General features: G+C 72.0%; 22 protein-coding genes. 12 read left to right on the top strand and 10 right to left on the bottom strand.

Annotation, left to right across the window (positions count from 1 at the left end; all coding sequences use genetic code 11):
* Nucleotides 1-99: 99 nt before the first annotated feature.
* Nucleotides 100-642, top strand: coding sequence for a GNAT family N-acetyltransferase (locus tag ACZ60B_RS33195; protein WP_469393634.1), 543 nt, complete (start codon nt 100-102; stop codon nt 640-642).
* Here ACZ60B_RS33195 and ACZ60B_RS33190 read toward each other — a convergent pair.
* Nucleotides 581-2,902, bottom strand: a complete 2,322-nt coding sequence (locus tag ACZ60B_RS33190) for an FUSC family protein (RefSeq protein WP_469393632.1) — start codon at nt 2,900-2,902, stop codon at nt 581-583. The two genes, ACZ60B_RS33195 and ACZ60B_RS33190, sit on opposite strands and share 62 nt — an antisense overlap.
* A gap of 192 nt (nt 2,903-3,094) precedes the next feature.
* Here ACZ60B_RS33190 and ACZ60B_RS33185 point away from each other — a divergent pair, with 192 nt between their 5' ends.
* Complete coding sequence (locus ACZ60B_RS33185) at nt 3,095-3,796, top strand: DUF899 domain-containing protein (protein ID WP_469393630.1); 702 nt, start codon at nt 3,095-3,097, stop codon at nt 3,794-3,796.
* Between the two features lie 103 nt (nt 3,797-3,899).
* Here the strand turns inward: ACZ60B_RS33185 and ACZ60B_RS33180 are convergent, their stop codons facing one another.
* A complete protein-coding gene (locus ACZ60B_RS33180) occupies nt 3,900-4,229 on the bottom strand; it encodes a hypothetical protein (RefSeq protein WP_469393628.1) in 330 nt (109 codons plus the stop codon).
* A 742-nt stretch (nt 4,230-4,971) separates the two neighbouring features.
* Between ACZ60B_RS33180 and msrA the strand changes: the two genes are divergently transcribed.
* Entirely contained in the window at nt 4,972-5,484 is a 513-nt protein-coding gene (msrA, locus tag ACZ60B_RS33175; RefSeq protein WP_469393626.1) for a peptide-methionine (S)-S-oxide reductase MsrA, read from the top strand.
* A 68-nt stretch (nt 5,485-5,552) separates the two neighbouring features.
* Here msrA and ACZ60B_RS33170 read toward each other — a convergent pair whose 3' ends face one another.
* The 5 genes from ACZ60B_RS33170 to ACZ60B_RS33150 all read right to left on the bottom strand — a co-directional run bounded on the left by ACZ60B_RS33170 (nt 5,553) and on the right by ACZ60B_RS33150 (nt 9,173).
* Nucleotides 5,553-6,068 carry an AMIN-like domain-containing (lipo)protein gene (locus ACZ60B_RS33170; protein ID WP_469393624.1) on the bottom strand — a complete coding sequence of 172 codons (516 nt, stop codon included), beginning with the start codon at nt 6,066-6,068 and terminating at the stop codon, nt 5,553-5,555.
* Nucleotides 6,069-6,247: 179 nt separating this feature from the next.
* Nucleotides 6,248-7,195: a class I SAM-dependent methyltransferase gene (locus ACZ60B_RS33165; protein WP_469393621.1), complete on the bottom strand. Its 948-nt coding sequence runs from the start codon at nt 7,193-7,195 to the stop codon at nt 6,248-6,250.
* A gap of 128 nt (nt 7,196-7,323) precedes the next feature.
* Nucleotides 7,324-7,917, bottom strand: a complete 594-nt coding sequence (locus ACZ60B_RS33160; RefSeq protein WP_469393619.1) for a helix-turn-helix domain-containing protein — start codon at nt 7,915-7,917, stop codon at nt 7,324-7,326.
* A gap of 46 nt (nt 7,918-7,963) precedes the next feature.
* Nucleotides 7,964-8,596, bottom strand: coding sequence for a dihydrofolate reductase family protein (locus ACZ60B_RS33155; protein ID WP_469393617.1), 633 nt, complete (start codon nt 8,594-8,596; stop codon nt 7,964-7,966).
* A 100-nt stretch (nt 8,597-8,696) separates the two neighbouring features.
* Nucleotides 8,697-9,173 (bottom strand): MarR family winged helix-turn-helix transcriptional regulator, encoded by a 477-nt coding sequence (locus ACZ60B_RS33150; RefSeq protein WP_450666436.1) that lies wholly within the window; start codon nt 9,171-9,173, stop codon nt 8,697-8,699.
* Between the two features lie 57 nt (nt 9,174-9,230).
* Here ACZ60B_RS33150 and ACZ60B_RS33145 point away from each other — a divergent pair, with 57 nt between their 5' ends.
* A complete protein-coding gene (locus ACZ60B_RS33145) occupies nt 9,231-10,061 on the top strand; it encodes an alpha/beta fold hydrolase (RefSeq protein WP_469393613.1) in 831 nt (276 codons plus the stop codon).
* Between the two features lie 168 nt (nt 10,062-10,229).
* Here the strand turns inward: ACZ60B_RS33145 and ACZ60B_RS33140 are convergent, their stop codons facing one another.
* Together ACZ60B_RS33140 and ACZ60B_RS33135 are read right to left on the bottom strand one after the other, a co-directional pair.
* Nucleotides 10,230-11,546 carry a cytochrome P450 gene (locus ACZ60B_RS33140; protein WP_469393611.1) on the bottom strand — a complete coding sequence of 439 codons (1,317 nt, stop codon included), beginning with the start codon at nt 11,544-11,546 and terminating at the stop codon, nt 10,230-10,232.
* A 34-nt stretch (nt 11,547-11,580) separates the two neighbouring features.
* Nucleotides 11,581-12,936, bottom strand: a complete 1,356-nt coding sequence (locus ACZ60B_RS33135) for a glutamine synthetase family protein (protein ID WP_469393609.1) — start codon at nt 12,934-12,936, stop codon at nt 11,581-11,583.
* A gap of 337 nt (nt 12,937-13,273) precedes the next feature.
* Here ACZ60B_RS33135 and ACZ60B_RS33130 point away from each other — a divergent pair, with 337 nt between their 5' ends.
* From ACZ60B_RS33130 to ACZ60B_RS33095, 8 genes are all read left to right on the top strand, one after another.
* A complete protein-coding gene (locus ACZ60B_RS33130; RefSeq protein ID WP_152890831.1) occupies nt 13,274-13,462 on the top strand; it encodes a ferredoxin in 189 nt (62 codons plus the stop codon).
* Between the two features lie 5 nt (nt 13,463-13,467).
* Nucleotides 13,468-14,676, top strand: coding sequence for an NAD(P)/FAD-dependent oxidoreductase (locus ACZ60B_RS33125; RefSeq protein ID WP_469393607.1), 1,209 nt, complete (start codon nt 13,468-13,470; stop codon nt 14,674-14,676).
* A gap of 35 nt (nt 14,677-14,711) precedes the next feature.
* A complete protein-coding gene (locus ACZ60B_RS33120) occupies nt 14,712-15,518 on the top strand; it encodes an acetoacetate decarboxylase family protein (RefSeq protein WP_469393605.1) in 807 nt (268 codons plus the stop codon).
* Nucleotides 15,519-15,559: 41 nt separating this feature from the next.
* The gene (locus ACZ60B_RS33115) at nt 15,560-17,023 is read left to right on the top strand and encodes an aldehyde dehydrogenase (RefSeq protein WP_469393604.1); all 1,464 of its coding nucleotides are present in this window, start codon (nt 15,560-15,562) and stop codon (nt 17,021-17,023) included.
* Nucleotides 17,016-17,948 carry a 3,4-dihydroxyphenylacetate 2,3-dioxygenase gene (locus ACZ60B_RS33110; RefSeq protein ID WP_469393603.1) on the top strand — a complete coding sequence of 311 codons (933 nt, stop codon included), beginning with the start codon at nt 17,016-17,018 and terminating at the stop codon, nt 17,946-17,948. Before ACZ60B_RS33115 ends, ACZ60B_RS33110 begins: the two co-directional genes overlap by 8 nt.
* A gap of 10 nt (nt 17,949-17,958) precedes the next feature.
* The gene (locus tag ACZ60B_RS33105) at nt 17,959-18,807 is read left to right on the top strand and encodes a fumarylacetoacetate hydrolase family protein (RefSeq protein WP_469393602.1); all 849 of its coding nucleotides are present in this window, start codon (nt 17,959-17,961) and stop codon (nt 18,805-18,807) included.
* Nucleotides 18,808-18,910: 103 nt separating this feature from the next.
* Nucleotides 18,911-19,531 (top strand): TetR/AcrR family transcriptional regulator, encoded by a 621-nt coding sequence (locus tag ACZ60B_RS33100; RefSeq protein WP_469393601.1) that lies wholly within the window; start codon nt 18,911-18,913, stop codon nt 19,529-19,531.
* 306 nt (nt 19,532-19,837) lie between these two features.
* The gene (locus tag ACZ60B_RS33095; protein WP_469393599.1) at nt 19,838-21,304 is read left to right on the top strand and encodes an APC family permease; all 1,467 of its coding nucleotides are present in this window, start codon (nt 19,838-19,840) and stop codon (nt 21,302-21,304) included.
* 131 nt (nt 21,305-21,435) lie between these two features.
* Here the strand turns inward: ACZ60B_RS33095 and ACZ60B_RS33090 are convergent, their stop codons facing one another.
* The gene (locus tag ACZ60B_RS33090) at nt 21,436-22,146 is read right to left on the bottom strand and encodes a type 1 glutamine amidotransferase (RefSeq protein WP_469393597.1); all 711 of its coding nucleotides are present in this window, start codon (nt 22,144-22,146) and stop codon (nt 21,436-21,438) included.
* Nucleotides 22,147-22,203 lie beyond the last annotated feature (57 nt).

Genomic DNA, 22,203 nt, shown 5'->3' with positions numbered 1-22,203 from the left:
CTGGTCCCGTCGGAAGGGGCTCGCGGAGAAATCGGATCGTCCGATGACCGCTGCCGGTTATCCTGCCTCGTCCTCGACCGGCCAGAAAGGTCCCCCGCCATGAGCAGCACCACGTCACCCTTTCCCGACCGGATCGAGCTCACCGGAGAGGGTCTCGTGCTGCGCGACTGGACGGAGGCGGACGTGGCCGCGATGCCCGCTCTGTTCGACCACCCGGACATCGCGTACTGGACGCCGCTCGTCTCCCCCTTCGACGAGGCGGCCGCCCGCGCCCGGCTGGGCCGGGACCGGCAGCTGCGGGCGGAGGGCTCGGCCATGCTGCTCGCCATCACGCTCGACGGCGGCGCGCCGCTCGGCGAGGTGATGCTGCGGCGCGCCCCGGAGGGCACGGAGATCGGCTACGCGGTCGGACCGGCCCACCGGGGCCAGGGGCTGGCCGCGCGGGCGGTACGGGTGATGGCCGCGTACGCCTTCGGACAGCTGGGCGCGCACCAGGTGATCCTGGAGGTGGAGGCGGAGAACACCGCCAGCGTCGCCGTGGCCACGAGGACGGGCTTCGGACTGCTCGACGTGCCGTTGATCAAGGGGGAGGAGAAGGGGCGGCCCTTCGTCCTCCAGACCTGGGGTCTGAATCGCCCCTGACCCCGTCCTCCGTCCCGGTGCGCTGCCGGTCGTGCCCCGGCCCGGGGTCGCTGTGCGCGATCCTGGCCAGGTCGCGCGTCAGCGACTCCAGCCAGGACACGGTGGCGTAGTAGAGCCTCGGCGCGCCGGGCGGCTCCGCGGCGAACGCGGGGGAAGCCGGGTCGATGAACGGCAGGGGTGCCGTCGGCGTGTCACCGCCGGGATCCAGCGCCGCCGAGACCTGGAGCATCCGCCCGGCCACCCGGTCGCCCAGACCGTCGAGCGACCCGGCCGCCGCCGGGCCGAGCCCGGGGTGCGGCGGCTGTGACAGCCGCTCGGCGCCCCACAGGGTGTGGTGACCGGCCATCAGCGTCGCCTGCCAGTCGACCTCGGGCATCGCCGGCGCGCGCCGCCCGCCGCCGAACGGCGTCGGCTCGCTCTGGAACTGCGCGTAGGCGGACTCCGCGAGGACGACCGCCTGGCGCAGCGAGCGGTGGCCGGGTGCCCCCGGCGGTGCCCCGGTGATCCCGCCCTGCGCCACCGAGGAACTGGTCGCCACCACGATCTCCGCCGCCCTGCGCAGCAGACTCGCCGCCGCGAACCGCAGCTCGTCGTGGGCTCCTCGGGGCCAGGCGAGCAGACCGAAGACCACGCCGATCGCGCTGCCCACCAGGACGTCCAGCACCCGGACCTCCGCCAGCTGCCAGGTCGTCGGCGCCAGCTGTGCGAAGACCAGGGCCACGAGCACGGTGAACAGACCCTGGGCCCAGCCGACCCCTTTGACCGGCCCCAGGGTGAAGGCGAACAGCATGCACACCGGCAGCACGGCGGCGTAGACCGCCGTGTCGGCTCCGGCCAGGGTCAGCAGGGCCGCGGCCACCAGCGCCCCGGCCAGGGTGCCGGCCAGAGCCAGGCGGATGGTGCGCCAGGTCTCGTCCAGGGTGGTCCGGGTGAGGGTGAGCGTCGCCAGCATGGCCCAGAACCCGTGGGGCAGGGTGTCCACGCCCGCCACGAACCGGGCCGCGGTCAGGGCCATGGCGATGCGCCAGGAGTTCTGGAAGAGCACCGACCGGCGCCCGGCATGGCCGCGCAACCGGTGCCACCACAGCAGCGGGGCCCAGGTCCGGGCGTACCAGAAGCGCCCCGGCGCCGGCTTCACCGAGGCCCGGCGGCCGTGTGCCGCGAGATCGGCCGCCGTACCCATGGCCAGCGCGGCGTCGGCGACCTCCAGCACGGCGGCATGCCGGCGCAGCACGGCGGGCGGGAAGGCCGGTTCGGGAGCGGGCCCGTCGGCCGGGCCGGAGCCGTCGGCACCGGCAGCGCCGGCACCGCGGACCGCGCCACCGGCAGCGCCACCGCCGTCGGCGGGGCCCGCGGACGAGGCCGACAGGCGGGCGCGGGCCGCGGCCAGCTCGTCGTACGCCACCACGGGCGACGGTCCCGCGCGCAGGCAGCCCGCGCTCTGCGTGGCCAGCCGCGCCACCGCGCGCAGCACGGCCGAGTCGTCGGGTCCCGGGTCGCCGCCCGGCGCGGCGGGCAGCTGGGCCAGCCGGTTGAGCAGCGCACGGGTCGCCAGACCGGTGTGGGCGAGGGCGCGGTCGTGCACCCCCGGCCCGGCCGGGCGTTCCGCCTCCGGCACGCTCACGGCCCGCAGTGCCTGGCCCGCCTCACCGGCCGCGCGGACATCCGCAGCGTTCAGGGCGTACGGGACAGCCGCGAGGAGGGCCGCGCAGTGCGCCGCGGTGTCCGCGGCCCGGGCGGCCCGTTCCCGGTACGGCGGCGGGGCTAGGCCGGGGAGGATCAGCGCCTCGGCGACGGCGAACAGGACCAGCCCCGTCGTCGTCCCGGCCAGCCGGTCGCCGAGCGAGCCGGGGTCGTACGGGGGGAAGGACGGCAGGATGTAGAGCAGTTGCAGGCCCGGCGCCGCACCGGCCGGGCGCGGTCCACCCACGGCGGCGAACGCCAGTGCGAAGCCGACCACCAGCATGCCGACGACGGCGCTCCAGGTCCGTACCGAGAGGCAGGTGCCGATGACCACCAGCAGCCAGCACACGGGCAGCAGGGCCACGACCACCACGGCACGCTGCCGCCCGGTACCGGGGATCCTGGACAGCCCGCCCAGCGCCACGGCGGAGAACAGGGCGTAGGTGGCCGCGACGGGACGGTCGAGGCCGTAGCGGAAGAGGTAGAAGCCGGCCGCGGCGACGAGGGTCAGGCGTATCGCCCGACGGCCCGAGGCGGCATAGGCCGCCGGGCTCCACCCGGCACGGGCACCACACACCCCTACAGGATCACGCACCCCCGACCGCCCGGCATCTCCCGCCGCGGCCGTTCGCGCATCCGCGCGCCGACGACGTACCCGCGACGTACCCACGACCGGTTGCCGACGCGATCGCGCGGACCGATGAATTCACGGGGTGGGCGGAGTCCACCTGTGCACACCACCGACAGCGCGCACGATCAGTGAGGAATCATGGAGCCCAGCACACGGACCCACGCACTACCGCCCGTCGTCGACGCCGACACCTGGCAGCGCGAACTCGACGCGCTGCGCGCCCGGGAGAAGGCCGCTACCCGGGAACTCGACGCGATCGCCGCCCAGCGCCGTCGACTGCCCATGGTGCGGATGCCCGACTACACCCTGGACGGCGCGGACGGGCCGGTACGGCTGGCCGACCTGTTCGACGGCAGGAGCCAGCTCATCGTCTACAACCACATGTGGTTCGCCGACAAGCAGTGGCAGTGCTCCGGCTGTACGGGGTTCACGGCACAGTTCACCCGGCTGGAGTTCCTGGACGCCTACGACGCCCGCTTCGTCATCGTGACCCAGGGTCCGATCGAGGAGGCACTCGCCTACAGGCGGCGGGTGGGGAACAGGATGTCCTGGTACTCCACCGCGAACAGCGCGTTCGGCGCGGACACGGGAGCACCGCCCGGAGGCGGCTTCGCCGTCAACGTGTTCCTCCGCGACGGCGACACCGTCTACCGCACCTGGCACACCGCCGGTCGCGGCACCGAACAGCTCAGCCACACCTTCGCACTCATCGACCTGCTGCCCTACGGACGGCAGGAGGAGTGGCAGGACTCGCCCGACGGCTGGCCGCAGTCGCCCACCTACAGCCGGTGGGCCGGCTCGCAGGACATCGCCGCGCTGTACGGCCCTGACCTCGCATAGCCGCCCGGGACGGCACGGACGAAGGTGTGCGACCCGTCGACACAGTCGCGAGCCGCACACCTTCTCCGTCACCCGTTACGGGGATCAGCCGCAGGTCCGAGGGTCACCAGCCGCCCCAGCCGCCGCCGTAGCCGCCATAACCGCCGTAGCCGCCGTAGCCGCCGTAGCCGCCATAGCCGCCGTAGCCGCCGTAGTCACCGCCCCAGCCGCCATAGCCGCCGTGGTGGTGGCCCCAGCCGCCATAACCGCCGTAGCCGCCATAGCCGTAGTCGTCGTCGTCCCAGTAACCCCCGTGGCCGTGGTGGCTGCTGTAGCTGGAGACATGCGTCGGAGCCGCCGAAGCGGTGCCCGCCGCGCCGACCGCCGCGCCACCGGCCATGAGCAGACCGGCGACGGACATCACGAAGACGCGCCTCGCGCGTTGTGATCGCATGGGAAATTACCTCTCATCGTCTCTCGCGCCCCCCGACAGGGAGGATGCGAGGTGGATGGCCGCCGCACATGGCAGAGGATTGCGGCGGTCTCTTGGCTCACCACGCCGTTTCCTAGGGCACGCCCCGACCTGTGACACCCTCGGGCCTGAGCCCGGGATGTCGCGGACGGACACTACGGCCGGCTCCGCTGTGACGGCGAAGCCTCCCCGACGGGCGTACCGCGCGTCGCGGCTTTCACCTAGAAAGCCTAATCCCATGCGACCACAATCGTCACCTTGGGCGACGAATGAATAATTAACCGTTTTTCAACCGATAAGTCTGCTTCGCCGCAACGGCGGAGCGCGCCCGCCCGCGTACCGCGAGGCGCCGCTGCCACGCCCTGCCCCCGAGCGGAGAACGCACAGGGCCCGTCCCGCACCGAGTGCGGGACGGGCCCTGTCATGGAGCGCCGGGCAGGCCTTGCACCTGCATCTCCCCACAGGAAGCGGGGCGTCTTTCCTTGGACCACCAACGCGACACCAGCCGTCCGCGGTTGCGGCGACCAGCTCAAGATCAAGTCTAGCGCATACGGCGGAACTTTCCACACCGCGGTATGACCATACGTCTGTACGCGAGATGACTGGGCGCCAGGGAATGGTTTGCAGGCCACAGGCGCTGAGGGATGCGGAGAGTGCGGCGTGTCGGCGGCCCGTGAGCAGAGCGGGCCGGCCGACCGGCGCGACAGAGATCGAAGGGGCTGAGATGGCAGCGCAGACGCAGAGGGCCGTGCTGGCGGGAGGATGTTTCTGGGGGATGCAGGACCTGATCCGCCGGTTCCCGGGCGTGGCGGCGACCCGGGTGGGCTACACCGGCGGCGACGTGCCGAACGCGACGTACCGCAACCACGGCACCCACGCGGAGGCCATCGAGATCCTCTACGACCCCGAGGTGACCGACTACCGCGCGATCCTGGAGCTCTTCTTCCAGATCCACGACCCGAGCACCAGGAACCGCCAGGGCAACGACATCGGTCTGAGCTACCGCTCGGCGATCTACTACGTGGACGACGAGCAGAAGCGCGTCGCCGAGGACACCATCGCCGATGTCGACGCCTCCGGACTGTGGCCGGGCAAGGTGGTCACCGAGGTGGAGCCGGTCGGTCCCTTCTGGGAGGCCGAGCCCGAGCACCAGGACTACCTGGAGCGCTACCCCGACGGCTACACCTGCCACTTCCCCCGCCCGGGATGGCGGCTGCCCGCCCGCACGGAGGGCTGAGCACGGGACCCGGAGGCCCTGACCGGCGAGATGCCGCCGGTCAGGGCCTCCGGGCTGTCAGTGCCTGCTCACCCGCACCGGTTGGCGTGGTTGAAGTCCAGGACCACGCGCTCGGGCTTGTGCAGCTTGTAGGCCTTGTACGCGGGTTTGGTCTGGAAGGCGGTTCCGAAGGTGACCACTCCTTCGAAGTCGCCGGTCAGGGCGAGACCCTTCAGCTTGGACAACGGGATCTTCGCCAGCCGGGGTCCCCGGTAGACCGACTTGCCGGTGCTGTCGTGGGCGACCGCGGGAGAGAGCCGGATCTCCAGGAAGTACTTCCCCGGGAGGGGGACCTTCTTCCCGGAAGGGTCGTAGCGAAGCTCCTTTACCGCCTTCACGCCGACGGTCGCGGTGGTGCCGCCGAGGTCGATGACGAGCCGGTCGAAGGTGCAGTGCCCGGCCCACCGGGCGTTGACGACGCGGGCGGGCGGGGAACTCTTGGCCGCTGTCTGCGGCTGCGTGGCCGCTGAAGCGGGGACCGTGGCGCCCACCGCGGCGAGAAGGACGCCTGCGGCGACGGCCGCACGGGTTGGGTGGTGGTACATGACGCCCCCAGATGCTCCTGGTGAAGGGGACAGGCGATTTCACAGTGACAGACATGCGCGGGATCCGAATGGTTGCACTGCCGCGGGAACCATGTTTTCCCCACCCGGCCCGCGGCGCCGGGTCCTGACATCCGTTCAGGCCTTCCCCGTCGACGCAGGCCGGGACGTCCGGCGACGCGTCAGCGGCGAGCGGCCCACACGGTGCGTTCGGTGCGCACCGCGAGGTCGTCGCGGCGCAGGATGCCGTGCGGGCCGACGGGGTCGAGCAACCGGTCGAGCGCGGCGAGGTCGCCGGGCGAGAGCTCGTCGCAGGCCGACGCGCGCAGGCGCCGAAGTCCCGCCAGGGCGTAGCGTCCCACCGCCGGGGAGCGGGTGCTGTCGACGTTGACGGTGACCGTGCGTTCGGCCTCGACGGTGAATCCGGCGGCGGCGAGTTCGGGGCCCCAGTCGGCGCCGCGGTGCGGCACATGCTCCGCGTGGGGGCGTTCGGCGGCGGCATGGCAGCGCTCCAGGAGGCCGGGAGCGTCCTCCGGGGCGTCCAGGGGCAGGAAGCGGGGAAAGCCCGCCAGCTCGACGACGGCGAACAGCCCGCCGGGCGCGAGGATGTCGTGGACCTGGCGCAGGGTGCGCGCGGGGTCGGCCATGTGGTGCACGGAGGCGGACGCCCACACGAGTTCGGGCGTGCCGAGGTCGGGCCACTCGGTGTCGAGGTCGGCCCGGACGGTCCGCACCCGGTCGCCGACTCCCTGAGCGCGGGCCTTGGCGTGCAGCCGGTCCAGGTGTGCGGCCGAGGAGTCGACGGCGGTGACCCGGGCCTCGGGAAAGCAGTCGAGAAGGGCGAAGGTTCCGGCGCCGGTCCCGGCCCCGAGGTCGACGATGCGGCGTGGAGCCTCCTGGACCGGCAGCCACCGGGTGAGGAAGGCGAGGTGCTCGGCGAGTACTTCGGCATCCAGGTCGAGGACTTCCGCCTGGTCGGCGGCGTGCTCGTGCCGGTGCTCGTGCCCGGTGTGCTGTTCGTGCCCGGTGTGCTGTGCGTGCCCGGTGTGCTGTGCGTGCCGGGTCTGCTGCTCGTGCGGGTGGGCGGGGTGGGCGCCGGAGTGCGCCGGGTGCGGCATGGGGTGGGTCATACGCTTCACGCTAGGCCGGACCGGGGCCGGCGGCTCTCCCCGTTTCGCCGAACGCAAGAAGGTTCCCCGTTCGGCTGCCGAAAGCGCAAGCGACCCCGCATCCGCCCCACCGCTCACGACCGGCCCGGTCACCGGGGAGGACTGCTCGCTCCGGTGCCGTCCTCGTCGCGCTGGTGGCCCCGCCGGGCGTCCCGGTCGAAGATGCCGAGGATCTCGCACGGTCCCCCGTCGGCGCCGATGGCGTGCGGCAGCATGGTGGGGAACTCGGCGGCCTGGTTGGTCTCGACCCGGAAGCGGCGGTTGCCCAGCAGCAGGGTCGCGGTGCCGGACAGGACCACGAGCCATTCCCGGCCCGGGTGCGCGCGCAGCCGGGCGGGATTGTCCGGCGGCGGCTCCGTCATGCGCCGGCGTACGACGGTCATGCCCGGATCGGCCTTGACGGGCCAGCGCATCAGCGAATGAGCGGCGTCGATCATGGGACTGGATACGACGTCGTCCGTGGCCGTCTCGACCAGCTGGTCGAGGGACGTGTCCAGCGCCCGCGCCAGGGTGACCAGTTGGTCGAGGGCCAGTCGGCGCTGACCGTTCTCGATACGGCTGAGCGTGGACTGGCTGACCCTGGCGCGGGCGGCCAGCTCCTCCAGCGACCAGCCCTGCGCCACCCGCAGCGCGCGGATCCGTTTGCGGACCAGGCTGTCCAGCTCGCCAGCGTCTTGCGTCATGTGCAACATCGTATGCCCCTGGCGCGGCGCCGCTCCGGTCGTCGCGTCACATACCGCGGTCGGGCGCGCCCATGTCGCCGGTCCCTGGCGTGCCGTCGGCGATCCCGTAGCGCAGGTGCACCACGCCCGTACCGCCGGCTGCCGGTGGCTGGAGGAGGGTGATGTTCGTGGGCACCGCTCCGCCGTCGAACACCTTCTTCCCGACGCCCAGCATGATCGGGTGCACCCAGAGGTCGAGACGGTCGAAGAGCTTCTCGCGCAGGAGGGTCTGCACCAGGTTCAGGCTCCCGACGACCTTGATCCGCTCGTGCCGGTCGCGGATCTCGCGCACCGCGCCGGCCAGATCCGGGCCGAGCTGCGTGGACTTGTCCCACGAGAGGTCGGGCCTGCCGCGGGAGGCCACGTACTTCGGGACGCCGTTGAAGAGCGTGGCGATGTCGTTGTCCTCGCCGCCCTTCTGGTGGGGCCAGTAGGCGGCGAAGATGTCGTACGTCCGCCGGCCGAGCAGGAGGGCGTCCGTGCCCTCGTACGCGGCGCCGACCTGGGCCCCGGTGACCTCGTCCAGCAGGGGCGCCTGCCAGCCGCCGAACGGGAACCCCGCCGGGTCCTCGTCGGGGCCGCCCGGCGCCTGCCCGACGAGGTCGAGGGTGGTGAACAGCTCGATGTCGATGAGTCCCATGCCGCGCTCCTGACGTGTCGGTCGTCCGGCCCTTCCGGTCGCTCCGGTCGAAAGGAAGACCCGGGAACGCCGTCGGACTCATCGGTGTCACGGCAGCCGGTCAGTCCTCCACGTCGACATGGTCGAAGGTCCGCAGCATCTCCCGCAGCACCCGCACGCAGGCCCGTACCTCGGCGTCGGTGAGGTCGCCGCCGACCTGGCGGTTCAGGGTGTGCTCGCGGTCGAGCACCGCGGTGATGACCGCCCGGCCCTCCTCGGTGAGGCGGATCAGCGACGAGCGCTGGTGCGCGGGGTTGGGGACGCTCCGCACCCACCCGCGCGCCGCCGCGTCGTTGACCATCCGCTGCACGAACTGCCGGCTCAGCGCCTGGATGCGGCTGAGCTGCGGCACCGTCATGTCGCCCTGCCTGCGCAGCAGGTCCAGCACGGAGCGTACGCCGACCGAGGCGCCCTCGATCGCCTCGCCCTGTTCCACCTTGCGCAGGGCGCGCCGGTAGAGGGGGCCCACGAGGTCGAAGACCTCGACGAGGCGGTGGCCGAGTTCGTCGGGCGGGAGCGGGCTTCCGGTGTCGTTCACGCCGTCATCATGACACCTTGGTTGCCAAAGTCGGGCCAAGATGACACCTTGGTTGTCATGACTGTTGCTTCGGAACTGAAGTACCCGGCCATGAACCACTTCGCGTCGGCCGACGGCGACCTCGCCTACCGCGAGGCGGGCACCGGGGATCTCGTGGTGCTGCTCCACTCGGGTTTCGTCGACCACCGGGTGTTCGACGCGGTGCTCCCGGCGCTGGCGGCCACCCACCGGGTGGTCGCCGCGGACATCCGCGGGCACGGCGCCTCCGCCAACGCCTCGAAGCCGTTCCGCTGGGCGGACGACCTGGCGGACCTGCTGCGCCACCTCGACGCGGGCCCCGCGGTGCTCGTGGGTGTGTCGATGGGCGGCATCGTCGTCACCGACACGCTGCTCGAACATCCGGAACTGGTCCGCGCCGCCGTCGTGGCCGGAGCCTCGACCGGCGAGTTCCAGGACTCCGACCCCTGGCACCGGGCGATCCAGGCCGAGACCGCCCGCGCGCTGGCCGCCGGTGACATCGAAGGCTGGCTGAAGGCGTTCCTCGGGTACGTTCCCGGACCGCACCGCACCCTGGACGACGTCGATCCGGCCGTCCCGCGACGGCTGCGTGAGATGGCCCTGCACACGCTCGCCAAGCACACCCCCGGTGAACCGAACCTGCACGTGCCGGTCACCGACACCTGGGCCCGGATGCCGCGGGTCGACGTCCCGGTGCTCACCCTGAACGGCGCGCTCGACACCCCCGACGTCATCGCCGCGGCCCAGCGCCTGGCCGACACCGTCCGGCACGGCCGTGCCGTGCTCGTCGAGGGCACCGCGCACTACCCGAACATGGAGAGGCCCGAGGAGTTCACCGCGATCGTCGAGGAGTTCCTGCGCACGCTCTGACCGCCGGGTACCCCCGCGCGCTCGCCTGCCCGGCACCGCGCACGCCCGCCGGTGCGCCGCCCCGTGCCCCGAAACGCGCCTGCTCTCCCCCGGGAAGCCCGAGGGAGAGCGGACGGCGCCCGCGAGGGCGGGGTCCGGGGCAGCGACTCCCCCGGAGCGGGTTTCCGGTCAGGCGAGGGTGACCTGGACCGGAAGGTGCTTGATGCCGTTGACGAAGTTGGAGCGCACCCGCGGCACGTCCCCGGCCAGCTTGATGTCGGCGAGGCGCGGGATCAGCTCCTCGAACATGATGCGGATCTCGGTGCGGGCGAGCAGATTGCCCAGGCACAGGTGGGGGCTGCCCTTGCCGAAGGTGACGTGGTCGTTGTTCTGCCGGGCGACGTCGAAGTCGTACGGGTTGCCGAAGATCTCCTCGTCACGGTTGCCGGAGGCGAACCACATGACGACCTTGTCGCCCTCCTTGACCCGCTTGCCGCCGAGTTCGGTGTCGCGGGTGGCGGTGCGGCGGAAGTGGTAGACGGGGGAGGCCCAGCGCAGGAACTCCTCGACGGCCGTCGGGATCAGCGAGGGGTCGTCCTTGAGTCGGGCGAGCTGCTCGGGGTGCTGGAGCAGGGCCAGCATGGAGTGGCTGATGGTGTGGCGGGTGGTCTCGTTGCCGGCCACCACCAGGAGCAGGAAGTAGTTGTCGAAGTCCTGCGCGGACAGCGGCACTCCGTCCCGCGGCACGGTGTTGACCAGCTTGGAGATCAGGTCGGTGCCCTCGCCGCCGCGCCGCTGCCGGGCCAGTTCGCGGCCGTACTCGAAGACCTCGATCGAGGCGGGCGAACGGAAGGGCAGGTCGCGGTACTTCTCGCTCTCCGCGCTGTGCAGCAGGACGTCGGCGTAGTCCGGGTCGGTGTTGCCGATGATCCGGTTGCCCCAGTCGATGAGCTGCTGGTTGTCCTCCGCCGGCACGTCGAGCAGCCGGGCCAGGACGTTGATGGGGAAGTCCGCGGAGACGTCCTCGACGAAGTCGAAGGTGCCCTTGGCGAGCGCCTTGTCGAGGGTGGTGGCGGTCAGGCCGCGCAGGAAGTCGGCGTAGCTGTTGATGACGCTCGCGCCGAACTGCCGCTGGATGACGCTGCGCAGCGCGCGGTGGCGGACGCCGTCCATCTCCAGGATGGAGGCCCGCTTCTTGATCTGGTCGTCGTCGACCTCTTCGAGGTTGACGAACCGGGTCGAGGTGAAGGTGTCGGAGTCGCGGTCGACGCGGGCGATGTCCGCGTGCCGGGTCACGGACCAGAAGCCGGAGTTGGGTGCGTCCTCGGGCTGCCAGTGCACCGGCTCCTCGTGGCGCAGGGTGTGGAACATGCGCCAGGGCGTGATCCCGTCGGCGAAGTTGTCCAGGTCGGCGAGGTTCACCTGGTCGAGCGGGAGCGGCTCGTCGAGGGCGGCGCGCAGTTCTTCGCGCGTGGTGGGGACGGCGGGGACGACGGGGCTGGTCATGATGGCGGATCTCCTGGGCGAGGGCGTGGGGGGCTTAGAGGTGGTAGGCGTACTCGGTGAACTCCCAGTCGGTGACGTGCCGGCCGAAGCGCTCGACCTCGTCGCGCTTGTAGGAGAGGAAGGACGCGGTGAAGTCCTTGCCGAGGACGTCGGTGAGGGCGGTGTCGGCCTCCAGCGCGTCGAGCGCGTCGGCGAGGTTCATCGGCAGGGTGGCGGAGCGGGCGGTGTCGTAGCCGTAGCCCTCCAGCGGGAGCGGCGGCTCCTCGCCCGCCTGGACGCCGAGCAGCGCGGCGGCGACGGTGCCCGCGATCAGCAGGTAGGGGTTGGCGCTGGCGTCGCCGAGCCGGAGTTCGAGCCGGGCGCCGGAGCCGCGCTCCGGCGGGACGCGGAGCATGGCGCTGCGGTTGTCCAGGCCCCAGTCGATCAGCCAGGGCGCGAGGGTGTCCGGGCCGAAGCGCTTGTACGAGTTCACCGTCGGGTTGGCCAGCGCGGCGAGCGCGGGGGCGTGGGCGAGGATGCCGGCGATCGCGTGCCGGGCTGTGGCGGAGAGGCCGTGGGCGCCGGCCGGGTCGTCGAAGACGTTGCGTCCTTCGCCGTCCTCGCAGGAGAGGTGGAGGTGGAAGCCCGAACCGCCCGCGTCGCCGAAGGGCTTGGCCATGAAGGTGGCCGTCTTGCCTTCCCTGCGGGCCAGTTCCTTCACGGCCGACTTGAAGCGGAAGGCGCGGTCGGCGGCGTCCAGGGCCTCGGAGTGGGTCAGGTTGATCTCGTACTGGCCGCCGTCGAACTCGTGGTTGCCGGTGACGACGCCGATGCCCAGGTCGCGCAGCTGGCGCAGGGTGCGCAGCAGATGGTTGTCCGGGTCGGCGCGCAGTCCGGCGGTGTAGACGGCGCCCGTGGTCTCGGGGGACCGGCGCCAGCCGGTGGGGGCGGCGGGGTCCGGCTCCAGCAGGAAGTACTCCAGCTCGGGGCCGACGACGGGCCGCAGTCCGTGCTCGGCGCACCGGTCCAGGACCGTGCGGAGCAGGTCGCGGGGTGATTCGGGGACCGGCGCCGAGGTGGCGGGGTCGCGCACCTCGCCGAGGCAGGAGGCGACCCCGGGCTCCCAGGGCAGCGCGGTCAGGGTGGACAGATCGGGGCGTACGGACACGTCCGGCAGGCCGGCGTCGAGGCCGCCGGAGACCGGCACCACGTCACCCTGGGGGGTGGTGTGGTAGACGGCCCGGCAGAAGGCCAGACCGTGCTCGCAGGCCGAGGGCAGGTGGTCCACCAGCACGTCGCGGGCCCGGTCGGTGCCGATCAGGTCGGGGTAGCTGACCCGGACCACGTCGATGCCCTCGGCAGTGAGTCGGTCCAGGTGCCGACGGATGTCTGGAGTGTCTTGGGCGCTCACCGAAATCTCCTGGGCGTATGCGGATGGAACGGCGGGATGAGAGCGGTCACCGGGCGGGAGGGCGAGAAGCGCCGGCCGCCCCGGGAGGGCTCGTTTGATTCCGAACGGTAGGGAGGGGAACGGGCCCCCCGCAAGAGGGGGTTCGCAAAAAATTATCCACCTGGACAGCTATTGACCGGGAGCGGTCCGCTTCCTATGTTGTTTGAAGCCAAACGAGTAGGGGACGCGGTTCCGCCGCGGCCCTTTGGCCGAGGGGTCCGGCCGGTCACGGCCGGGCTCCTCACACCCCCTTCACTCTCCTCTTTCCCCGACGCCCCCACCCACTGGAGGACCGGCCATGAAGGTCGTCGTCGACATGAACAAGTGCCAGGACCACGGCCAGTGCGTCTTCGCCGCCCCCGACGTCTTCTCGATGGACGACGACGGCCGCCTGCTGTTCGTCCCCGACCCGGACGACGCGCTGCGCGAAGAGGTCGAGGAAGCCGCGGACGTCTGCCCGCTCCAGGCCATCCGGATCGAGGACTGATCCACATGAGCGGACGCATAGTCGTCGTGGGGGCCTCGATGAGCGGCCTGCGTGCCGCCGAACAGCTGCGCGCAGCCGGCTGGACCGGGACCGTCACCGTGGTGGGCGACGAGCCCCACATGCCCTACAACCGGCCTCCGCTCTCCAAGGAGGTCCTGGCCGGGAAGGCCCCGTTCGAGTCCCTGGCCTTCACCCCGAAGGCCGCCGCGGCGGACGTGGAATGGCGACTGGGCGCCAGGGCCGTCGCCGCCCGCCTCGACGAGCGGACCGTCACGCTCGACGACGGTTCCACCCTGGCCTACGACGGACTGGTCGTCGCCACCGGCATGCGGCCGCGGCGGCTGCGCTGCCCGGGACCGCTCGCCGGACGGCACACCGTCCGCACGATCGACGACGCCCAGGCGCTGCGCGACGACCTGACCAGGCCGGGCGCCCGGGTGGTCGTGGTCGGCGCCGGGTTCATCGGCTGCGAGGTGGCCGCCACCGCGGTCGGCCTCGGTGTCACCGAGGTGACGGTCGTCGACCCGCTGCCGCTGCCCATGGTCGGACCGCTGGGCGAGCTGCTGGCCCGCGCCCTGCTCGCCCGGCACGAGGCACGCGGGGTGCGCTTCGCGCTCGGCGCCCAGGTCGCCGGGTTCGAGGGCGACGAGCGGGTGACCGGTGTCGTGCTCGCCGACGGGACGGTCCTGCCCGCCGACGTGGTCGTGGAGTCGGTCGGCTCCGTCGCCAACGTCGAGTGGCTGGAGGGCAACGGCCTCGACCTCTCCGACGGCGTCCTCACCGACGAACAGCTGCGCGTCGGCGGCCGGCCCGAGGTGGTCGCGGTCGGCGACGTGGCCCGCTTCCCCAACGCCCGCTACGACGGCGTACCGCGCCGCGTCGAGCACTGGTCCATCCCCACGGACACCGCGAAGCACGCGGCGCGCACCCTCGTGGCCCAGCTGACCGGCGCCGACGCCGAGGCCGCGCCGTTCTCCCCGCTGCCCACCTTCTGGAGCGACCAGCACGAGTTCCGGCTCCAGTCCTTCGGGGCCCCCGCCCTCGGCAAGGACGACGTCCGGGTGCTGGACGGCGACCCGGACGGCGACGTCCTGGCCGGCTACCACGTCGACGACCGGCTGGTCGGTGTCGTCGCGCTCGGCGGTCACAAGGCCGCCATGGGCGCCGCCCGCTACCGCACCCAGCTCATGAAGCAGCCCGTCCCCACCGCCTGAAGCAGCCCGTCCCCACCGCCTAAGGAATCCCCGCCATGTCCCCAGTCCGTGGTTTCTTCCACCCCAAGACCACGAGCGGCGCCTCGTCGCTGATCCCGAACCCACCGTGGCGCTACTCCGGCGACCTGCTCACCGTCGAGTACCGCACGGACCCGGCGCGCGTACGGGAGCTGCTGCCCGAGCCGCTGGAGCTCGCCGACGAGGACCCGGGTGCGGTCGCGCTGATCTGGGCCGACTGGCAGTCCTGCTCGGCGTCCGGCGACGAGCTGCTGGACCCGGTGCTCTCCCAGTACAAGGAGGCGTTCGCGGTCGTGCGCTGCCGGTACCAGGGCCGGACGTACTCCCGCTGCGTGTACATCTGGGTCGACAAGGACTTCGCGATCGCCCGCGGTCTGCACCAGGGCTACCCGAAGAAGCTCGGCTCGATCCACCAGACCCGCCCGCACCCCTACGGCCCCGCCCCGCGCATCGAGGCCGGCGCCCGCTTCGGCGCCACGCTCGCGGCCGCCGACCGGCGCCTGGCCCAGACTGTGGTCACGCTGCGCGAGCCGTCCGAGACCAACGGCTTCGTCAACGCCCACCCGATGGCCCACCACCGCTGGCTGCCGTCCATCGAGAAGGGCAAGGGCCTCGCGCTCGACGAACTGATCGAGACCGGCGCCGCCTCCTTCGAGGCCGGGCAGGCCTGGAAGGGCGACGCCGAGCTGGAGCTCTTCGAGGCGCCCACCGAGGAACTGGCCCGGCTGGAGATCCACGAGCCCATCGCCGCGTACTACCGGCAGGTCGGCGTGGTCTGGGACGGCGGCCGGCTGCTGGAGTCCGGCACCTCCGACGCCGAATAACCCCTTCCCGTACGCATCAGCACACGACCTGGAGACCGGACATGACCGAGCACACCACCACCGTGGCCGGCGTCGCCGTCGACACCCGGCACTGGATCGGCGGCGAACGCGTCGCCTCCCCCGCCACCTTCACCGACGTCTCACCGATCGACGGCAGCGTCCTCGGCGAGATCTCCCGGGGCACCGCCACCGAGGCCGAGGCGGCGGTGGCCGCCGCCAGGGCCGCCTTCCCCGGCTGGGCCGCCACCCCCCGCGCCGAGCGCGCCCGGCTGCTGCACGCCGTCGCCGACGGCGTGGAGAAGCGCATCGAAGAGCTGGCGATCGTCGAGACCCACGACAACGGCGCCCTGCTGCGTTCGCACCGCCGTGGCGTGATGCCGCGCGTCGCCCACAACTTCCGCTTCTTCGCCGACTGGCTGCTGAAGCTGGAGCACGAGGACTTCGAGACCCGCGGCCACACCAACCACGTCTCGTGGGACCCGGCCGGCCCCTCGGTGCTGATCACCCCGTGGAACGCGCCGCTGATGCTGGCCACCTGGAAGATCGCCCCGGCGCTCGCGGCCGGCAACACGGTCGTCCTCAAGCCCGCCGAGTGGACCCCGCTGACCGCCTCCCTGCTGGCCGACATCGCCGCCGAGGCCGGACTGCCCGCCGGAGTGCTGAACGTCGTACAGGGCCTCGGCTCGGAGATCGGCGACGCCCTCACCTCGCACCCGGACGTGCGCCGGATCAGCTTCACCGGCTCGGTCCCGACCGCCAAGCGGATCTCGCGGTCGGCGGCGGCCCAGCTCACCCCGCTCAGCCTGGAACTCGGCGGCAAGTCCCCGCTGCTGGTCTTCGCCGACGCCGACCTGGACCTCGCCGTCGACCTGGCGGTCGAGCAGTACGACAACGCCGGACAGGTCTGCCTGGCCGCGACCCGCTTCCTGGTCGAGGAGACGGTCGCCGAGGAGTTCACCCGCCGCTTCGTCGAGAAGGCGGCCAAGCTGGTCCAGGGCGACCCGCGCGACGAGGCCACCGACATCGGGCCCAACATCCATCCGCGTCAGCTGGAGAAGATCGACGGGTTCGTGCAGCGGGCGCTCGCCGCCGGGGCCCGCGCCGTCGTCGGCGGACACCGCGGGAACGGCCAGTACTACGCGCCGACCCTGCTCACCGACGTGGCCCAGGACTCGGAGATCGTCCAGGAGGAGGTCTTCGGCCCGGTCCTGACCCTCCAGACCTTCACCGACGAGGACGAGGCCGTCCGCCTCGCCAACGACACCCGCTTCGGCCTCGCCGCCACCCTCGCCACCGGCGACCCCGCGCGCGCCGAGCGCGTCACGGCCCGGTTGGTGGCCGGCACCGTCTGGGTCAACTGCTTCTTCGTACGGGACCTCCAGGCGCCCTTCGGCGGCTCCCGCCACTCCGGTGTCGGCCGCGAGGGCGGCACCTGGAGCTTCGACTTCTACTGCGACGTCAAGAACACCGTCACCGCTCCGAAGGGATGGCAGGACCATGGGTGAGATCGTCGGGGCGGGCCTGCTCGCCCACGTCCCCACCATCGTGCTCCCCGAGGAGACCCGGCTGGAGCTGAACGAGGGCAAGGAGATCACCCTCGTCACCGGCCTGAACCAGCTCCGCGAGGAGGTGTTCGAGCGCGACGACTACGACACCGTCGTCGTCCTCGACTCGCACTGGGCCACCACCGTCGAGTTCGTCGCCACCGCACAGCACCGCCGGGCCGGCCTGTTCACCTCCGAGGAACTGCCGCGCGGCATGTGCCGGATGCCGTACGACTACCCCGGCGACCCCGAACTCGCCCACAACATCGCGAGGTTCGCCGACAAGCACGGCACCTGGATCACCGCGATCGAGGACGACTACCTGCCCGTCTACTACGCCACGATCAACCTCTGGAAGTTCCTCGGCGAAGGACTGCCGGACAAGCGCTGGGTGACCATCGGCGTGTGCCAGACCGGCGACATGGAGGACCACCTGCGCCTCGGGCGCGCCCTGGCCGACGGCATCGCCGCCACGCCCGGCCGCCGCGTGCTGCTGATCGCCTCCGGCGCCCTCTCGCACACCTTCTGGCCGCTGCGTCAGCTGCGCGAGCACGAGTCCAGCGACCCGGCGCACATCTTCACCCCCGAGGCCCGCGCCGCCGACCTGGAGCGCATCGCCTGGTTCAAGGAGGGCCGCCACGACAAGGTCCTCGACACCATGGACGAGTTCTGGAAGTACAAGCCCGAGGCGAGGTTCTTCCACTACCTGATGATGGCCGGCGCCCTCGGCGAGCAGGCCTGCGTCGCCACCGCCCGCCAGTACGGCGAGTACGAGAACTCCATCGGCACCGGCCAGGTCCACCTCTGGTTCGACCGCCCGGCCGACGGATGGACCGGCACCGGCGTTCCCGCCCCCCGCGCCCCGCGCACCCCCCACAGCCGCTAGGAGCCACGACATGCCCGAGTACCGCCGCATCCTCCTCGACGGCGCCGCCGTCCAGGTCACCGTCGAGGGCGACGAACTCGTCGCCGGCGACGGCCGCCGCGTCAAGATCGAGGAGGCACAGCACCTGCCTCCGGTGGTCCCGTCCAAGGTGATCGCCGTCCACCTCAACCACCGCAGCCGCGTGGACGAGTTCGGGATCACCCTGCCCGACACGCCCACCTACTTCCACAAGCCGACCTCGGCGCTCAACTCCCACAAGGGCGCCGTCGTCCGCCCCGAGGGCTGCAAGTGGCTCAACTACGAGGGCGAGGTCGCCATCGTCATCGGCAGGACCGCGCGCAACATCTCCCCGGACGAGGCCGGGGAGTACATCGCGGGCTACACCGTCGCCAACGACTACGGCCTGCACGACTTCCGCGACACCGACGCGGGCTCCATGCTCCGGGTGAAGGGCTCCGACACCCTCTGCCCGCTCGGCCCGGGCCTGGTCACCGACTGGGACTTCCACGGCAAGAGCCTGCGCACGTACGTCAACGGCGAGGTCGTCCAGGACGGCACCACCGACGAGATGCAGTGGGACATGCACTACCTCGTCGCCGACATCGCCCGCACCATCACCCTCTACCCGGGTGACGTGCTGCTGTCCGGCACGCCCGCCAACTCCCGTCCGGTCCGGCCGGGCGACGTCGTCGAGGTCGAGGTGGAGGGCCTCGGCCGCCTCACCAACCACATCGTCACCGGCCCGACCGCCATCCGCAGCGACGTCGGCGCCCAGCCCACCGAGTCCGAGGAAGTGCTGTCGACCGCGCTCGGCGGCGACTGGGAGTTCCGCGGCATCCGGGCGCCCCGCAGGGACTGACCGCTGCCCGTGAACAGCGCCGCGCCGGGGAGAGGAGAAGCCCCCGGTGCGGCGTTCCTGTCCGCGGCGCTTCCGTTCGAATCCGGCCGATAGGGTCACCACCATGACCGACTCCGCTGACGCCCCCGCCCGCAGGCCACGCAAGCGCGTGCACTACGGCGAGGGACGTACGGCGCTGCTGAACGCCGCAGTGCGCGTGGTGGCGCAGGGCGGCCTGCGCAAGCTCACCTACCGGGCGGTCGCCCAGGAGGCCGGGGTCACCCACGGTCTGGTGGTGCACCACTTCGGCTCCCGCGACGCGCTCATCGAGGAGATGCTGGCCCACACCATCCGTACCTCCCTGGACACCAGCGCCCTGGAGCCCGGGACCGGCAGGATCGCCGACTTCTCCGCCGAACTGTCCGACATGGTCGAGGCGGACGCCGGCATCCAGGCGTTCCAGTACGAGCTGCTGCTGGAGGCCCGGCGCAGGCCGGAACTGCTGCCGCAGATCCGCACCCTGTACGACCAGTACTTCCGCGCGACCCGGCGCGAACTGGACCGCATACTGCCCGACGCCGCCAACCCGGCGCTGTCCCGGCTGGTCTTCGCCGCCCTGGACGGCCTCGTGCTGCACCAGCTCGTCCTCGGCGAGCCCGAGGTCACCGACGCCGCCCTGGAGGAACTGCGGGCGCTGCTGAGGCTCCTCGCAAAAGCCCGCGGCGCGGACGTGACGGACGCATGACCGGCTGACCGGCTGCGCGGTCGTCCGGCCGTCCGCCTGTCCGGCGCGGACATCACCGCAGGGAGGGGCCCTGGACCTGGCGTCCGGGGCCCTTCGTCATGAGCGCGGCCGACCACCTGACGAGGCGTACCTCCCGGAACGTCCGCGGTATGCGCCCCGCCCCAGGTCACAGATGTGCAAGGAGCCCGCGACAGCTCGAAAATCATCGCCGGAGCTCTTGCCAAGCGGAGGGTTCCAGCCCAGGATGAGGCAACTCGTTTGGCCTGAAACGAAACACCCCTTCCCGTTCCCAGTAGGTGATTTCGCGTGGACAGTCAAGCAGCGGTCGAGGCGCGGACCGCACAGGAGCCCACCAAGGCCGGCGGCCTCAAGCCCGACTCCCTCGGTGTGTTGGGCATCGTTTTCTTCGTTCTCTCGGCCCAGGCGCCGCTGACCGGCATCGCGGGCGCCGTACCCATCGCCGTGGGCATCGGAAACGGGGCCGGCACCCCCGCCGCGTACCTCGGCGCCGGTGCCGTCATCCTGCTGTTCTCGGTCGGCTTCGTCGCCATGGGGCGGCACGTCGTGGACACGGGCGCCTTCTACACGTACATCGGCAAGGGGCTGGGCCGCCTGACCGGCTCCGGCAGCGCGGGGGTCGCGCTCTTCGCCTACTGCGCCATCCAGGCCGCCATGTACGGGCTGTACGGGGCGACGGTGAGCGGCCTGGTCGAGCACTACGCCGGCGTCCATGTGGCCTGGTGGGTCTGGACGTTGCTCACCATGGTCGTCGTCCAGATCCTCGGCGCCGCCGGGATCGAGATGGGCGCCAAGGTCCTGGCCGTCTTCGTGCTCGCCGAGTTCAGCATCCTGATCGCCTTCGCCCTCGTGACCTTCCTCAAGGGCGGCGGCCCCGAGGGGCTCGACCTCACCGACAGCTTCTCCCCCGCGGCGGCGCTCCAGGGTGCGCCGGGCGTGGCGGTGATGTTCGCCATCGCGTCGATGTTCGGCTTCGAGGCCACCGCGATCTACGGCGAAGAGGCCCGCGAGCCGCGTCGTACCGTCCCCCGGGCCACGTACCTCTCGGTCGCGGTGGTCACCGGCTTCTTCGCCTTCACCTCGTGGATGCTGATCTCCGCGCACGGAGCCTCGAAGGCCACGGACGCGGCGGGCAAGGCGCTGGCCTCCGGGGACGCCACCGGATTCGTCTTCGCGCCCATCACGGCCCTGTTCGGCGGCTGGACCTCCGACGTCCTGCCGATCCTGCTGGCCACCTCGCTCTTCGCGGGCATCCTGGCGTTCCACAACTCCGCGAACCGGTACCTGTTCTCCCTCGGCCGCGAAGGTCTGCTGCCCCGCGGGCTGACCGCGCTCAACACCCGCCACTCGCCCTGGGTCGCCGGCATCACCCAGACCGTGCTGGCGGTCCTGCTGGTCATGCCCTTCGCCGTGCTGGGCAAGGACCCGGTGCTGACCCTCTTCTCCTGGTTCAGCGGTGTCGCCGTGCTGGGGATGATGCTGCTCTACTTCCTGACCTCGGTCTCCGTGGTCGCCTTCTTCCGCCGCTCGGGCGCCGACACCCGGCCGTGGAACACGCTGATCGCCCCCTCCCTGGGCGCGCTCGGCATCGCGGGCGCGATCTGGCTCATCATCGCCAACTTCGCGACGCTCATCGGCGGTGACGCGACCACCGCCCACTGGCTGGAGGCGGCCGTGCCGGTGATCCTGCTGGCCGGCGTCGTCACCGCCCGCGTGAAGCGGGACGGACGGGCGACCGCGGCTGCGGAGAGCTGACCGACACCCTTGCTCCACCGCCCCGGTACGGCCCGGTTCCCCCGGCCGTACCGGGGCTCCTGCGTCCCTGCCGCCGTCGAGCCGTGTGCGGCGCCCCCCTGCGCCTCCGGACGGGCAGGGGGGCGCCGTCGTCAGCGTTCGGCGCCCGCCACCCGGTCCAGGAAGGCGTCGACGAGCCGACGGGCGTTCACCCGCGCCCGCTCCTGCATGGCCTGGCTGCGGGTGAACAGTTCGTCCGGGTCGACGCCCTCCCGCAGGCACTGCTCCCGTCCGCCGAGGTCGATCCAGCCGCGCACCATCGACGTGGTGATCTCCGGGTGGAACTGCACGCCGAGGGAGCGCCCCACCCGGAAGGCCTGTACGCACACGTCGGTGCGGGCCAGTTCCTCGGCGCCGTCGGGCAGGAGGCAGTGGTCGAAGTGCCACTGGAACCACGGGCCGGCCGGCACCAGGGAGGGATCGTCCGTGTCGACCTCCACCCAGCCGATCTCGGGGCGCCCGGCGGCGGCCACCGAGCCGCCGAGGGCCGTGGTGAGCGCCTGGGCGCCGAAGCAGACGCCCAGGACGGGTATGCCGAGCTCGTGGGCCTCGCGCAGCAGGGCGAGCTCGCCGCCGATCCAGCCGCCCACCGAGGATTCGTCGTAGACCGACCAGGGCGCGCCGAGCGACACGATCAGGTCCCAGCCCTCCGCCCGGGGGAAGTCGAACCGTACGTCGGGCGCGTGATGCCGGTCCGCCGGTACGACGGTCACCGTGGTGAGGTCGTAACCCCGCTCGGCGAGGCGGGCCCCGACCAGCCCGGGCTCCGTCACGTGGTCGTGCAGAACGACGAGTGCGCGCACGTATGAACACCCCTTCACCTGGCCCGGCGTCACGGCCGGTCCGATCCCGTGAGCTGC

This window comes from Streptomyces sp. NPDC104096 (assembly GCF_055584385.1).
The sequence above is the reverse complement of the archived record's forward strand: the minus strand, read 5'-3'. Positions and strand labels throughout refer to the sequence as shown.

Bases quoted from the DNA above. Each gene is read 5' to 3' on its own strand.
- ACZ60B_RS33195 (WP_469393634.1), top strand. From the start codon at position 100: ATGAGCAGCACCACGTCACCCTTTCCCGACCGGATCGAGCTCACCGGA.
- ACZ60B_RS33185 (WP_469393630.1), top strand. From the start codon at position 3,095: ATGGAGCCCAGCACACGGACCCACGCACTACCGCCCGTCGTCGACGCC.
- ACZ60B_RS33180 (WP_469393628.1), bottom strand. From the start codon at position 4,229: ATGCGATCACAACGCGCGAGGCGCGTCTTCGTGATGTCCGTCGCCGGT.
- msrA (WP_469393626.1), top strand. From the start codon at position 4,972: ATGGCAGCGCAGACGCAGAGGGCCGTGCTGGCGGGAGGATGTTTCTGG.
- ACZ60B_RS33170 (WP_469393624.1), bottom strand. From the start codon at position 6,068: ATGTACCACCACCCAACCCGTGCGGCCGTCGCCGCAGGCGTCCTTCTC.
- ACZ60B_RS33165 (WP_469393621.1), bottom strand. From the start codon at position 7,195: ATGACCCACCCCATGCCGCACCCGGCGCACTCCGGCGCCCACCCCGCC.
- ACZ60B_RS33160 (WP_469393619.1), bottom strand. From the start codon at position 7,917: ATGACGCAAGACGCTGGCGAGCTGGACAGCCTGGTCCGCAAACGGATC.
- ACZ60B_RS33155 (WP_469393617.1), bottom strand. From the start codon at position 8,596: ATGGGACTCATCGACATCGAGCTGTTCACCACCCTCGACCTCGTCGGG.
- ACZ60B_RS33145 (WP_469393613.1), top strand. From the start codon at position 9,231: ATGACTGTTGCTTCGGAACTGAAGTACCCGGCCATGAACCACTTCGCG.
- ACZ60B_RS33140 (WP_469393611.1), bottom strand. From the start codon at position 11,546: ATGACCAGCCCCGTCGTCCCCGCCGTCCCCACCACGCGCGAAGAACTG.
- ACZ60B_RS33130 (WP_152890831.1), top strand. From the start codon at position 13,274: ATGAAGGTCGTCGTCGACATGAACAAGTGCCAGGACCACGGCCAGTGC.
- ACZ60B_RS33125 (WP_469393607.1), top strand. From the start codon at position 13,468: ATGAGCGGACGCATAGTCGTCGTGGGGGCCTCGATGAGCGGCCTGCGT.
- ACZ60B_RS33120 (WP_469393605.1), top strand. From the start codon at position 14,712: ATGTCCCCAGTCCGTGGTTTCTTCCACCCCAAGACCACGAGCGGCGCC.
- ACZ60B_RS33115 (WP_469393604.1), top strand. From the start codon at position 15,560: ATGACCGAGCACACCACCACCGTGGCCGGCGTCGCCGTCGACACCCGG.
- ACZ60B_RS33110 (WP_469393603.1), top strand. From the start codon at position 17,016: ATGGGTGAGATCGTCGGGGCGGGCCTGCTCGCCCACGTCCCCACCATC.
- ACZ60B_RS33105 (WP_469393602.1), top strand. From the start codon at position 17,959: ATGCCCGAGTACCGCCGCATCCTCCTCGACGGCGCCGCCGTCCAGGTC.
- ACZ60B_RS33100 (WP_469393601.1), top strand. From the start codon at position 18,911: ATGACCGACTCCGCTGACGCCCCCGCCCGCAGGCCACGCAAGCGCGTG.